10 protein-coding genes are annotated in these 12,916 nt (G+C 74.8%); 6 read left to right on the forward strand and 4 right to left on the reverse strand.

Annotated elements, in window-relative coordinates:
* Positions 1 to 111: 111 nt before the first annotated feature.
* Both ACFVS0_RS03600 and ACFVS0_RS03605 read left to right on the forward strand, forming a co-directional pair.
* Positions 112 to 1,488 (forward strand): LCP family protein, encoded by a 1,377-nt coding sequence (locus tag ACFVS0_RS03600; RefSeq protein WP_430548920.1) that lies wholly within the window; start codon positions 112 to 114, stop codon positions 1,486 to 1,488.
* A 13-nt stretch (positions 1,489 to 1,501) separates the two neighbouring features.
* Positions 1,502 to 2,890 (forward strand): LCP family protein, encoded by a 1,389-nt coding sequence (locus ACFVS0_RS03605; protein WP_430587189.1) that lies wholly within the window; start codon positions 1,502 to 1,504, stop codon positions 2,888 to 2,890.
* Positions 2,891 to 2,976: 86 nt separating this feature from the next.
* Here ACFVS0_RS03605 and purE read toward each other — a convergent pair whose 3' ends face one another.
* From purE to ACFVS0_RS03625, 4 genes are read right to left on the reverse strand one after another with little or no spacing between them, the layout of a single operon-like run.
* Positions 2,977 to 3,513, reverse strand: a complete 537-nt coding sequence (gene purE, locus ACFVS0_RS03610; RefSeq protein ID WP_430548918.1) for a 5-(carboxyamino)imidazole ribonucleotide mutase — start codon at positions 3,511 to 3,513, stop codon at positions 2,977 to 2,979.
* Positions 3,510 to 4,796: a 5-(carboxyamino)imidazole ribonucleotide synthase gene (locus ACFVS0_RS03615; protein WP_430587190.1), complete on the reverse strand. Its 1,287-nt coding sequence runs from the start codon at positions 4,794 to 4,796 to the stop codon at positions 3,510 to 3,512. Before ACFVS0_RS03615 ends, purE begins: the two co-directional genes overlap by 4 nt.
* A 55-nt stretch (positions 4,797 to 4,851) precedes the next feature.
* Positions 4,852 to 6,195, reverse strand: a complete 1,344-nt coding sequence (locus ACFVS0_RS03620; RefSeq protein ID WP_430587191.1) for an ATP-binding protein — start codon at positions 6,193 to 6,195, stop codon at positions 4,852 to 4,854.
* A 24-nt stretch (positions 6,196 to 6,219) separates the two neighbouring features.
* Entirely contained in the window at positions 6,220 to 6,903 is a 684-nt protein-coding gene (locus ACFVS0_RS03625; RefSeq protein WP_079569979.1) for a response regulator transcription factor, read from the reverse strand.
* A 232-nt stretch (positions 6,904 to 7,135) separates the two neighbouring features.
* On the opposite strand from ACFVS0_RS03625, the gene ACFVS0_RS03630 reads away from it, so the two are divergent.
* From ACFVS0_RS03630 to ACFVS0_RS03645, 4 genes are all read left to right on the forward strand, one after another.
* Positions 7,136 to 8,497, forward strand: a complete 1,362-nt coding sequence (locus ACFVS0_RS03630; protein ID WP_430587192.1) for a sensor histidine kinase — start codon at positions 7,136 to 7,138, stop codon at positions 8,495 to 8,497.
* The gene (locus tag ACFVS0_RS03635; RefSeq protein WP_430548914.1) at positions 8,494 to 9,219 is read left to right on the forward strand and encodes a response regulator; all 726 of its coding nucleotides are present in this window, start codon (positions 8,494 to 8,496) and stop codon (positions 9,217 to 9,219) included. The genes ACFVS0_RS03630 and ACFVS0_RS03635 overlap by 4 nt, the downstream gene beginning before the upstream one ends.
* A gap of 260 nt (positions 9,220 to 9,479) precedes the next feature.
* Positions 9,480 to 10,274 carry an ABC transporter ATP-binding protein gene (locus tag ACFVS0_RS03640; protein ID WP_430548913.1) on the forward strand — a complete coding sequence of 265 codons (795 nt, stop codon included), beginning with the start codon at positions 9,480 to 9,482 and terminating at the stop codon, positions 10,272 to 10,274.
* Positions 10,271 to 12,907, forward strand: coding sequence for an ABC transporter permease (locus ACFVS0_RS03645; protein WP_430587193.1), 2,637 nt, complete (start codon positions 10,271 to 10,273; stop codon positions 12,905 to 12,907). Before ACFVS0_RS03640 ends, ACFVS0_RS03645 begins: the two co-directional genes overlap by 4 nt.
* Positions 12,908 to 12,916: the final 9 nt, after the last annotated feature.

Genomic DNA, 12,916 nt, shown 5'->3' on the forward strand with positions numbered 1-12,916 from the left:
CCGCCGGCGGACCGTCGGACCAGCGCCGACGTTCGACCCACACATTTCCTCTACCGTCCCGGTCCTCGGGCACCGCAGCGGCGTAACACCGACCCTCTATGCTCGCTTCCCGTGACCCGCACCACCCCACGCCACGTCGCCTCGCGCCCCGGCACGACCACGGGGCCCTCGCACGCCCGCGCGCTGCGCCGGCACACGGTCGCGCGCGCCCTGGGGATGGGGCTGACCGCGGTCCTGGCGTTCGTCGCCGTCGGTGGCGCGACCGCGGCGGTGAAGCTCACCGGGAACATCACCGCCGTCGACTCCGACAAGCTGCTCGGTGAGGCCCGGCCCGAGAAGAAGATGCCGGAGGACCCGAACGCGGACATGCCGCTGAACATCGTCCTGATGGGCTCGGACAGCCGCGGCGGCGACAACGCCGACATCGTGGGCGACGGCACCCAGGGCGCCCGCTCGGACACGACGATGATCATGCACATCTCGTCCGACCGGTCCCGCGTGGAGATGCTGTCGATCCCGCGCGACACCACCGTCGACGTCCCGTCGTGCCCGACCGCCTCCGGCGGGCAGACCTCCCCGCTGTCCGGCTCGAAGTTCAACGCGGCCTTCGCCCAGGGCGTCATGACCGGCGGCGACGTCGAGTCGGGGGCGCTGTGCACGATGAAGACGATCGAGACGATCACCGACGTGCAGATGGACGGGTTCGTCGTCGTGGACTTCGCCGGCTTCGAGAAGATGGTCGACGCGCTCGGTGGGGTGGAGCTGTGCATCCCGAACGACATCGACGCCCCGCAGGCAGACCACCTCGTGCTGTCGGCCGGCCTCCAGGAGCTCGACGGGAAGACAGCGCTCAAGTACGCGCGAGCGCGCAAGGGGCCCGGGCTCGGCGACGGCTCGGACCTCGGCCGCATCGCACGCCAGCAGGAGCTGCTGGCCGCCGTCGCCCGCCAGGTGCTCAGCGCCGGCACGCTCGCCGACCCGACCAAGTCGCTGAAGTTCCTCGGCGCCGTGACGGGCTCGATGACGATGAGCAGCAACTTCGCGTCCATCCAGGGACTCGCCGGGCTCGCGTACAGCGCGCGCAACGTCCGCCCTGACACCATCGCGTTCATGACCGCGCCGTATCAGTACGACCCGAACAACGCGGCGAACGTCCTGCTCACGGACGAGGCGGACGAGGTCTGGAAGAACCTGTACAACGACGAGCCCCTGAGCGACGCGATCGCGGAGGAGCCCGCCGACGACGCCAAGGACGGCGCGAAGGACAGCGAGAAGGACGGCGCGAAGGACGACGCCGGCACGGGCACGCAGGACGCCGAGTCCACCGACGACGTCGACGCCACCCCGGTGGCCGACGACGACACCGGGTCGACCGAGGACACGACGGACGGGTCCGGCGACGGCAAGAAGGACCCCGAGCCGAAGCGGACCCGCGACGCCGGCGAAGAGGCGTTCACGGGCGCCGACGTGACGTCGGTGTGCGGATGAGCGCGGGGGAACCATGAGCAACGACGACCAGCGCATCCCGCCGAGCTTCACGCCGTCCGGCGGCCGGTCCGACCGGCCCAGCGGCTCCGGCGACGCCATCCCCGTGGGCGGCGGCTCCCGGCCCTCGGCCCCGCCCACCGGCGGCCGCGTGGGCCGGCGGGACGACGCCGCCCCGGTCGAGCCGCGCGTGCGCCGCCAGTCGTCGCGCGAGATCCCGACGACGCCGCCCGAGCGGCGCGGCGGCGCCCAGCAGAAGCCCCGGTCGTTCGCGCCCCGCGGATCCTCGGCGTCGGCCCCGGCCTCCCGCGCGCCCCAGTCGCGCGCTCCCCAGGCCCGGCAGGGCTCGGGCACGCGCGTGATGCCCGCGTCGGCCCCGGGCCCGGCCCGCCGCACTCCCCCGCCCGGCAGGGACGGGGGCGCCGCGGCGGCCACCGCCGGGGGCGGCGGGTTCCGCGTGCGCAAGGGCCGCATCGCGGCCCTCGTCCTCGTGCTGCTCCTGGTGCTGCTCCTGGCCTGGCCGATCGGTCTGGTCGTCTGGGCGAACGGCAAGATCCAGCACGTCGACGCCCTGTCCGACGCCAAGGGCACGCCCGGCACCACCTACCTGCTCGCCGGGTCCGACGCGCGCGGCACGGGCAGCGTCGCCGACGACGGCACCGAGGGCGCCCGCACCGACACGATCATGGTGCTCCAGAAGCCGCGGAGCGGGCCCGCCTCCCTCATCTCGATCCCCCGCGACACGTACACGGAGATCCCGGGCCACGACCCGAACAAGATCAACGCCGCGTACTCGTTCGGCGGCGCCCCGCTGCTCGTCGAGACGGTCGAGGGGCTCACGGGCCTGACGATCGACCACTACGTCGAGGTCGGGTTCGGCAGCGTCGAGGAGATCGTCGACGCCGTCGGCGGCGTGGAGCTCTGCTACGACCGCGACGTCGACGACCCGAAGAGCGAACTGACGTGGGAGGCCGGCTGCCACATGGCCGACGGCGAGACCGCGCTCGCGTTCTCCCGCATGCGCTACTCCGACCCGAAGGGCGACATCGGCCGGGCCGAGCGGCAGCAGCAGGTCATCGCCGCCGTCGCCGCGAAGGTCGTCAAGCCCAGCGTGCTGCTCAACCCGGTCAACCAGGTGCAGCTCGTCAACGCCGGTACCGACGCCCTCACCGTGGACGAGAAGACGGGCATCGTCGACCTCGGCCGCCTCGGTCTGGCCTTCAAGGCCGCCACCGGCCCCGAGGGCGTCACCGGCACCCCGCCGATCGCCAACCCGGGGTACGACCCAGGCACCGGCGTCGGCTCGACGGTGCTGCTCGACGAGGACGAGGTCGACCAGTTCTGGGCCGACGTCCGCGACGGCGAGCTGAAGCCCGGCAGCACCGTCGGGGGCATGCCCGGCTGAGGTCGCGGCGGCCCACCGACCGCGGCCGCGAGCACGACGAAGGCCCCGCGAGCCTGCACGGCTCGCGGGGCCTTCTGCATGCGGCGTCAGGCCGAGAAGCCCGTGCGGCGCGCGCCCTCGCGGGCGGCCCGCAGCTTGTCCCCCTTGGCCCGGGCGACGTCGGCGAGCTCGGCCTGGAACGCGACCATCCGCTCGCGCAGCGCGAGCGACCCGGCGTCGGTCCCCGCGGCGAGGATGCGCGCGGCGAGCAGGCCCGCGTTGCGCGCGCCGCCGATCGAGACGGTCGCGACCGGGACGCCGGCGGGCATCTGCACGATCGACAGCAGCGAGTCCATGCCGTCGAGGTACCGCAGCGGCACGGGCACCCCGATCACCGGGAGCGGCGTCACCGAGGCGAGCATGCCCGGCAGGTGCGCGGCGCCGCCGGCGCCCGCGACGATCGCGCGCAGCCCCCGCTCGGACGCGGTGCGGCCGTAGTCGATCATCTCGGTCGGCATGCGGTGCGCCGAGACGACGTCGACCTCGACCTCGACGCCCAGCTCGGCCAGCGCGTCGGCGGCGGCCTCCATGACCGGCCAGTCCGAGTCCGACCCCATGACGATGCCGACGGCAGGCGTGCTCATGCGTGCTCCTTGGTGGTGGCGGTGCTCGTGGCGGTGCTCGTGGCGGTCGCCGTGGTGGTGCTCTCTCCGCGCAGCAGCGCGGCCGCGTCGAGGGCGCGACGGCGCACCTCGTCGAGGTCCGAGCCGCTGACGTTGACGTGCCCGAGCTTGCGGCCCGGGCGGATGCCCTTGCCGTACAGGTTGACGCGCGCCTCGGGGAACCGCGCGAGCACGTCGGGCAGCGCGTCGGTGAGGGCGTCGAGGCTCGAGCCGAGCACGTTCGCCATCACGGTCCAGGGGGCGCGGGCGGCGGTGTCGCCGAGCGGCAGGTCGAGCACCGCGCGCAGGTGCTGCTCGAACTGGCTCGTCACCGCGCCGTCGATGGTCCAGTGGCCGGAGTTGTGGGGACGCATCGCGAGCTCGTTGACCCACACCGCGGCCGTGCCGTCGTCCTCCCGGGTCTCGAACAGCTCGACGGCGAGGACGCCCGTGACGCCCAGCCCCTCCGCGACCTCGACGGCGATCCGGCGCGCCTCGGCGTCCACCGCCGGGTCGAGGTCGGGCGCCGGGGCGACCACCTCCGCGCAGACGCCGTCGCGCTGCACCGACTCGACGACCGGCCAGGTCCGCACCTCGCCGGACGGGCGGCGGGCGACGAGCGCCGCGAGCTCGCGCACGAACGGCACCTTCCGCTCCACGAGCAGCGGCGGGGCCCCGTCGGCCGCGGCCTGCAACCAGTCCGCGACGTCGTCGGGCGACGACACGACGCGCACGCCCTTGCCGTCGTAGCCGCCGCGGGACGTCTTCACCACGGCCTCGTGCCCGGCCTCGTCCGCGAGGAAGGCGGCGAGCGCGTCGCGCGCGGCGGCCGGGTCGGTCGGCAGCGCGGCCCAGCGCGGGCACGGCAGCCCCAGCTCGGTGAGGCGGCGCCGCATGACGATCTTGTCCTGCGCCTGGACCAGCGCGTCGGGGCCGGGGCGCACGGGCGTGCCGTGGTCGATGAGGTCCTGCAGCAGGGCGTTGGGCACGTGCTCGTGCTCGAACGTGAGCACCGCGGCGGGGGCACGCCCGTCGTCCGGGGCGATGAGGGCACGGATCGCGGCGTCGTCGCTCGCCACGCCGACCGGCGCGTCGGTGACCACCTGCGCGGCCGACGACGCCGGGTCCTCGACCAGCACCCGCAGGCCGACGCCCAGCTCGGCGGCGGCGGGGGCCATCATGCGGGCGAGCTGGCCGCCGCCGACGACGGCGACGACAGGGGCGGCACTGGCAGGGCTGGCTGGGGCTGAGGTGGGTCCGGTCACGGGCACCGAGGATACCGGCCGCCGGTCACCGGCCGTCCGCAGCGGACCGGCCGGCTCAGTCGCCGTGGTGGTGCAGCCAGCCCCGTCGGCGACCGCGCGACGAGATCGTCGTGCCCGGCGGCAGCACCAGGTGCGGGTCGAGCGTGCGCGGCACGCCCGCGAGGAAGAGCGCGAAGACCGGGGGCCGGCGCTGCACGAGGTCGAGCCGACCGCCGTCGGCGGCGGCCAGGTCGCGCGCCAGGGCGAGGCCGAGGCCCGTGCTGCCGCCCGTCGTCGTGCCGCGCTCGAAGATGCGGGTCGCGACGTCGTCGGCCACGCCCTCCCCCTCGTCGGCGACCTCGATCGCGACCGCGCCGGTCGTGCCCGACGGGCGCGAGCGCACCGTCGTCGTCCCGTCGCCGTACTTGAGCGAGTTCTCCAGGAGGGTCGCGATGATCTGCGCCAGCGCACCCGGCGTCGCGAGCACCTGCATCCCGTCCGGGACCTCGATGACGAGCCGGCGACCGGCCCGCTCGAACGTCGGCGCCCACTCCTCCTCCTGCTGGTGCACGACGTCCGCCAGCACCACGGCCTCCGTCGTGCCGCCCTGCGACCGCCGCGACGCCGCGAGCAGGTCGTCGACGACGGTGACCAGCCGCTCCACCTGCTCGAGCGAGATGCGGGCCTCCTCGACGATCTCGGGGTCGTCGGAGGCGAGCGTGATCTCCTCGAGCCGCATCGTCAGCGCCGTCAGCGGCGTCCGCAGCTGGTGCGACGCGTCCTGGGTGAACTGCCGCTCCGCCGCGAGGCGTCCGGCGAGCCGGTCGGCGGACCGCGCCAGCTCCGCGGCGACGAGATCGATCTCCTCGACGCCCGACGGCTCGAGGCGCGGGCGCACCTGGCCCGACCCCAGCTGCTCCGCCGACGCCGCGAGATAGACCAGGGGCGCGGACAGCCGGTTCGCCTGCCACACCGCCACGGCGATGCCGGCCGCGATCGCGACGATGCCCGCGATGATGACCAGCACCACCGTCTGCGCGGACTTCACGTACGCGCCGATGGCCGACACCGTCATCGAGACGCCGACGTTCTTGTCGGTGAGCTTCGCCTTGTCGATCGTCGGCGGGGAGACCGGCTCTCCCGCCGTCAGCTGGGTGCCGTCCGGCAGCGTGACGACGACGTACGCCGGCAGGTCGCCCTCGCTGCCCTCGGCCGCGCGCTGCACCGTAGACTCCTCGACGACGTCGCCCCGCTCGAGGGTGTTGTCGACGCTGCGCGCGAGCGTGTCCACCCGGTTGGTGACGCGCTGCTCCTCGGTGGCCAGGACGTACCGGGCACCGAAGATGCCGAGCGGGACGCCGAGCAGGAGCACGGCGACGGCGACCGCGGAGATGGTCGCCAGCAGGACGCGGCGACGCACGAGGTCAGCCCTGTCCCGTCGGCGTCAGCTCGCGCCGAGCTCGAAGCGGAACCCGAGCCCTCGCACGGTCGAGACGTAGCGCGGGGCGTTGGCGTCGTCGCCGAGCTTGCGGCGCAGCCACGACACGTGCATGTCGAGCGTCTTGGTGGAGCCGACCGGGTCGGAGCCCCAGACGTCGCGCATGAGCGTGTCGCGCACCACGACCGACCCGGCGTTCGCGACCAGCACCTTGAGCAGGTCGAACTCCTTGGTGGTCAGGTGCAGCTCGCGGTCGCCCTGGAACGCGCGGTGGGCGGAGACGTCGACCCGCACGTCCTGGGCGCGCAGCTCCTCGTCCTCGCCCGTCTCGCCGTGCGTGCGTCGCAGCAGCGCCCGGACGCGGGCGAGCAGCTCCGCGAGGCGGAACGGCTTCGTCACGTAGTCGTCGGCGCCCGCGTCGAGCCCGACGACCAGGTCCACCTCGTCCGCGCGGGCGGTGAGCACCAGCACCGGCACGGTCAGGCCGGACCCGCGGATCTCCCGCGCCACGTCCAGGCCGTCCATGTCCGGAAGGCCCAGGTCGAGGACGACGATGTCCGCGTTCCCGGCGTTGTCGACGGCTCCTTGACCAGTTCCTTGCACGATGACGTCGTAACCCTCACGCGTGAGAGCCCGCGCCAAAGGCTCGGCAATAGCCGGGTCGTCCTCGGCCAGCAGTACGTGGGTCATTCCCTCATGCTAGCGGCAACGTCGCTGGTCCTGGACCCCTCCCCACGCCGCGTCGGGGCCAGTCGGGTGTGACATGGAGATGACGCCCCGGCACGTCGTCGTCCACGACGGTGGCACCCGTGCCGTCGTCGACCTGCGACGACGGCCGGTCCCCCTGGGGGACGACGCGCGGCGCCCGCGGTCCGCCCCCGGGCGGACGCGGCCGCTCCGGCGCCCACCTACCCTGGCGGACATGAGCTGGATCGAGAGGATGGGGCGCTGGTTCGAGGCGCACCGCTTCGGCGTCGACCTGACGACGACGGTGCTGCTCGCGGGCGTCATGCTCGTCGCGGCCACCGACCTGTACTCCTCCCAGCCCGACCTCGGCCGGGGCGAGTCCATCGCCTGGACCGTCGCTCTCCTCGCCCCGCTCCCGTGGCGGCGGACCCGGCCGGTGGCGTCGGCCGTCGGCGTCTTCGGCGTCGCGCTCGCCCACATCCTCGCCGGCTACCCGATGATCATGCCCGGCGACCTGCTGGTGCTCGTCGCGCTCTGGTCCGTGACCGTCTACGGGCCCACCTGGTCGCACGTCACCGCGATCTGCTCGACGGCGGTCGGGAGCGTGATCGTGCTGCCCGTGGCCGTCGCCGTCCGCGGCGGGCTGGGCGCCTCCGGCATCGCGGAGATGGTGCCCGTGGGCATCTTCTGCCTCGTCACGGGCCTCGCCGTGTGGGCGTTCGCCCTCGTGCGGCGGTCCCGCCGCGTCACCATGGACGCCCTGCGCGACCGCGCGCACCGCCTGGAGATCGAGCGCGACCAGCAGGCCCGGATCAGCGCCGCCGCCGAGCGCGCCCGCATCGCCCGCGAGATGCACGACATCGTCGCGCACTCCCTGTCCATCGTCGTCGCGCAGGCCGACGGCGGCCGGTACGCCGCGGCGTCCGACCCCGAGGCCGCCGTCCGCGCGCTGGGCACCATCAGCGAGACCGGGCGCACCGCCCTCACCGACATGCGCCGCCTCCTCGGCGTGCTGCGCTCGCAGGACGACGAGGACGCCGCCCGCGACGAGGCGTCGCCCGGCTCGGGGGCGACGCCCGCGCTCACGACCGGCCCCTCGGCCGGCGGCGCACGACCGGCGTCGGCCGCCGCCGACGAGCCGCGTCAGGCACGCCCCGCGCCGCAGCCCGGCGTCGAGGAGATCGAGGACCTCGTCGCGCAGGCGCGGGACGGCGGGCAGCGCGTGTCGCTGGTGCGCGTCGGCGAGCCGCGCACGCTGCCCGCGGGCATGGGGCTCACCCTGTACCGCGTGTGCCAGGAGTCGCTGACCAACGTGCGCAAGCACGCCGGCCCCGACCCGGCCGTGACGGTCGCGGTGCGCTGGACGACCTCGACCGTCGAGCTCGAGGTGCTCGACGACGGCCGCGGCGCCGCCGCGACGGGGAACGACCCCGGGTTCGGGCTGCGCGGGATGCGCGAACGGGCCAACCTGTACGGCGGCACGCTCGAGACCGGGCCCCGCCGGGGCGGCGGGTTCCGCGTCCACCTCGAGCTGCCGCTGCCCGGGGCGCCGGTGACCGCCCCGCCCGCGCCGACCACCACCCAGGAGGACGCATGACCCCGCCCGCCGACGTCGCGCCGCCCGCGCCCGGCCCCACGCCCGGACCCGCGGGAGGCGTCGTGCGCGTCGCGCTGGTCGACGACCAGCAGCTCGTGCGCGCCGGGTTCCGCATGGTCATCGACTCGCAGCCCGACCTGGAGGTCGCGCTCGAGGCCGGGGACGGCGCCCAGGCGCTGCGGCTGCTCGCCGACCACCGCGTCGACGTCGTGCTCATGGACGTGCGCATGCCGCACCTCGACGGGCTCACCGCCACCGCCCGCCTCACCGCCGCGCCCGACGCGCCGCGCGTCATCGTGCTCACCACGTTCGACCTGGACGAGTACGTGCTCGAGGCCATCCGGTCGGGGGCGTCGGGGTTCCTGCTCAAGGACGCCCCGCCCGAGGAGATGCTCGCCGCGATCCGCACCGTGCACGCCGGGGACGCCGTCATCGCGCCGTCGTCCACCCGCCGGCTCCTGGAGCACCTGGTCACCGCCCTGCCCGCCGACGAGGCCGCGCCGCAGCGCGACGCGCTCGCCGGCCTCACCGACCGCGAGCGCGAGGTGCTGGTGCTCATGGCCCGCGGCCGGTCCAACACGGAGATCGCCGCCGACCTGTTCGTCGCCGAGGCCACCGTGAAGACGCACGTCGGGCGCATCCTCGCCAAGCTCGACGCCCGCGACCGCGTGCAGGCCGTCGTGACCGCCTACGAGACCGGCCTGGTCCGCCCCGGCTCCTGACCCCCGACCTGTCAGGACGAGCGCGGGGTATAGGCCGCGCCCACCCTGACACGTCCTGACACGTCGCGGGGGGTGCAGGTCAGGGACGGTTCAGGGGTCGGTCAGGGTCGGTGTCATACCTGAGGATGACCTGGAAGCGCGCGAGGACCCACCCCCGGGCCGATGTCGGCGCCCCGGGCCCTCCGTAGCGTCGGTGGTGTCCTGGTCCGAGGGCTCCACGGAGCTCCCGGGCCACCACCCCGAGACACCGGAGAGCTTCCGTGGACACGACCGTGTACGTCCCGATCCCCGACGAGGGCACCGCAGCCCGACCGACCGTCACCCCGGCCGTGCGGGCGCGCGCCCTGACCAAGACGTACGGCCGCGGCGAGGCGCAGGTGCGCGCGCTGGACGGCGTCGACGTCGACTTCACGGCCGGCCGCTTCACCGCGATCATGGGCCCGTCGGGCTCCGGCAAGTCGACCCTCATGCACCTGCTCGCCGGCCTGGACTCGGCCACGAGCGGGCAGTCGTTCATCGGCTCCACCGAGGTGACCGGGCTGAACGACAAGGCCCTCACCGCGCTGCGGCGCACCCGCGTGGGCTTCGTGTTCCAGCAGTTCAACCTGCTGCCGATGTTCACGGCGGAGCAGAACATCACCCTGCCGGTCGAGCTGGCCGGCGGCACCGTCGACAAGCAGTGGCTCGGCACCCTCGTCGACACCCTCGGCCTCGGCAAGCGGCTCACGCACCGCCCCAGCGAGCTGTCCGGCGGCCAGCAGCAGCGCGTCGCCATCGCACGCGCCCTCATCGCCCAGCCCGACGTCGTGTTCGCGGACGAGCCGACCGGCAACCTCGACTCCCGCTCCGGCGCGGAGGTGCTGAGCTTCCTGCGCCGCTCGGTCCGCGAGCTCGGCCGCACGATCATCATGGTCACGCACGACCCGGCGGCCGCCGCGTACGCGGACCGCGTCGTCCTCATCGCCGACGGCAAGATCGCGGGCGACATCACCGACCCGACGCCGGAGTCCGCCCTGGCCGGCCTCGACGCGCTGCGGACGGTGGCCTCGCGATGATCCGCCTCACCCTGTCGCAGATGCGGCGCAGCGCCGGCCGGCTCGCCGCCGCCGGCCTGGCGATCGTCATCGGCACCGCGTTCGTCGCGATCACCCTCGTGGCGGGCAACGTCATCACCCGCACCACCTACGACTCGATCGCCGCCCAGTTCACGGGCGCCGACCTCGTGGTCCGCGGCGTCCCCGCGGACGACGCCGCCCTCGACGCGGTGCGCGGCGCCGACGGCGTGGCGACGGCCGACCCCCAGCTCATGACGTACCAGCAGCTCGAGTCCGGCGGCCGCACCATCTACCAGGGCGTGCTGGCCGAGCCCACGGACACGAGCGTGCTGCCGCTCGAGGTCGCCGACGGCGCGCTGCCCGGGGCCTCCGGCGAGATCGCGCTGCCGGTCGACGTGGCCGAGCGCCTCGACGCGTCCCCGGGCGACACCGTCACCCTCGTGCGCAACGTCCTCGAGGGCGACCAGAGCTCGGAGGAGGACGCCTGGACCGAGGTCCGCGAGCAGCTCACCGTGTCGGGCACGCTCACCGACCCGTTCGGCGCGTACTCGATGCAGGGCGGCGCCGCCGTCGCTCCCGCGTCGGACGTCGCCGGCTGGGAGGCCGACCTCTACGCCCCGGGCGAGGAGGTCCTCGAGCCCACGACCGTGCTCGTCACCCTCGACGACCCCGCCGACGTCGAGCAGGCCCGCACGGCCATCACCGGCGCGCTCACCAACGCGGCCACGGCGTCGGGCGCCGACACCGCGGACCTCAAGGTCGTGACGCCCGAGGAGCACGCCGAGGCGGTCGCCAGCGAGATGACCGGCGGCGAGAACGTCATGTTCACGCTGTTCGTGCTGGTCTTCGCGGCCGTCGCGCTGCTCGTCGCCGCGCTCGTCATCGCGAACACGTTCCAGGTGCTGGTCGCCCAGCGCACCCGCACGCTCGCCCTGCTGCGCTGCGTCGGCGCGGACAAGGGCCAGCTGCGCCGGTCCGTGCTGTTCGAGGCGGCGGTGCTGGGTCTGCTGTCCTCCGCGGTCGGCCTGGTGGCCGGAGTCGGGCTGGCGCAGGCCGCGCTCACGATCGGCCGCGGCATGGACCTGGGCGTCCCCCTGCCGGCGACGGTCACGATCACCCCCGCCGTCGTCCTCATCCCGCTGGCTGTGGGCACCCTCGTGACGCTGGTCGCGGCGCTCTCCCCCGCCCGGGCCGCGACCCGCGTGGCCCCGCTCGAGGCGCTCCGCCCCGCCGACGCGCCGTCGGCGGCCCGCGGCGCCGGCCGCGTGCGCCTGGTGCTGTCGATCCTCGTCTCCGTGATCGGCTTCGCCCTGCTGGGCGGCGGCGTCGCGCTGAGCACGGTCGGCCAGGAGCCCACCACCGGACTCCTGGTCGCCCTCGCGGGTGGTGTCCTGTCCTTCGTCGGCGTCCTCGTGGGCGCGGTGTTCTGGCTGCCCCGCGTGGTGGCGCTCGCCGGTCGCCTGGTCGGGGCGTCGGGCCCGACGGCGCGGCTCGCGGCCGCGAACACGCTGCGCAACCCGCGCCGCACCGCGGCGACGTCCACCGCCCTGCTCATCGGCGTCACCCTCGTCGGGATGATGTCGACGGGCGCCGCGAGCGCCCGCGTGACGATGGACTCCGAGCTCGACTCTCGCTACCCGGTCGACGTCACCGTCTCGACCGACCTGTCCAGCGACCCGACGAGCGTCGCCGCCGGTGACGCCGCCGTGACCCCCGTCCCGTCGGCGCTCGCCGGCACCGTGGGCGACGTCACCGGCGTCTCCCGCGTCGTCGAGACCCCGGCCACGGCCGCCACGGTCACCGGCGACGGCGTGGACGAGGGCCTCGCCCTCACGGTCCGGGGCGTGACGCCGGACGACGCGGCGTCGGTGATGCGCAGCACGGAGACGGTCGCGCCGCTCGCGAAGGGCACGGTCGTCGTGCCCGAGGACGTCGCCGACGTCTGGGGGGTCGACGACGGCCAGACCCTCACGCTCACCGGCCCGGACGGGTCGCTCGACGTGACGGCCGCGGTCACCGACCTCGCCGACGGCAGCCTGGTCGTGGTGCCGGACGACCTGTCCGCCCTCGACCCCGACGCCCCGGTGACCAGCCTGTGGGTGGGTCTCGACGACCCGTCCGACGCGGCCTCCGTGGTGCCGTCGATCCAGGACGCCGTGGCCGACACCGAGGCGCCCGCCGACGTCATGGGCGCGGCGGTCGAGCGCGCCGGCTTCCAGCAGGTGATCGACACCGCGCTGGGGATCGTCGTGGGACTGCTCGCGGCGGCGGTCGTGATCGCGCTGATCGGCGTGGCGAACACGCTGTCGCTGTCGGTCATCGAGCGACGCCGGGAGTCCGCCACGCTGCGGGCGATCGGCCTGTCGAAGGGCCAGCTGCGCGGCATGCTCGCCGTCGAGGGCCTGCTCATCGCGCTGGTGGGCGCCGTGCTCGGCGTGCTGCTCGGCCTGGTCTACGGCTGGGCCGGCGCCGCGGCGGCGCTCGGCTGGGCGGGCACGCCCGTCATCGTGGTCCCGTGGCGCGACGTGCTGGTGATGCTCGTCGTGGCCGCCGTGGCGGGGCTGGTGGCGTCCGTCGCCCCCGCCCGCACGGCGGTGAAGACCTCGCCGGTGGAGGCGCTGGCGAGCGAGTAGCGGGAGCTG

Origin of the sequence: Isoptericola sp. NPDC058082 (assembly GCF_042885055.1) — a bacterium.
Lineage (GTDB): Bacteria > Actinomycetota > Actinomycetes > Actinomycetales > Cellulomonadaceae > Isoptericola.

Bases quoted from the DNA above. Each gene is read 5' to 3' on its own strand.
- ACFVS0_RS03625 (WP_079569979.1), bottom strand. From the start codon at position 6,903: ATGACCCACGTACTGCTGGCCGAGGACGACCCGGCTATTGCCGAGCCT.
- ACFVS0_RS03605 (WP_430587189.1), top strand. From the start codon at position 1,502: ATGAGCAACGACGACCAGCGCATCCCGCCGAGCTTCACGCCGTCCGGC.
- ACFVS0_RS03645 (WP_430587193.1), top strand. From the start codon at position 10,271: ATGATCCGCCTCACCCTGTCGCAGATGCGGCGCAGCGCCGGCCGGCTC.
- ACFVS0_RS03630 (WP_430587192.1), top strand. From the start codon at position 7,136: ATGAGCTGGATCGAGAGGATGGGGCGCTGGTTCGAGGCGCACCGCTTC.
- ACFVS0_RS03635 (WP_430548914.1), top strand. From the start codon at position 8,494: ATGACCCCGCCCGCCGACGTCGCGCCGCCCGCGCCCGGCCCCACGCCC.
- purE (WP_430548918.1), bottom strand. From the start codon at position 3,513: ATGAGCACGCCTGCCGTCGGCATCGTCATGGGGTCGGACTCGGACTGG.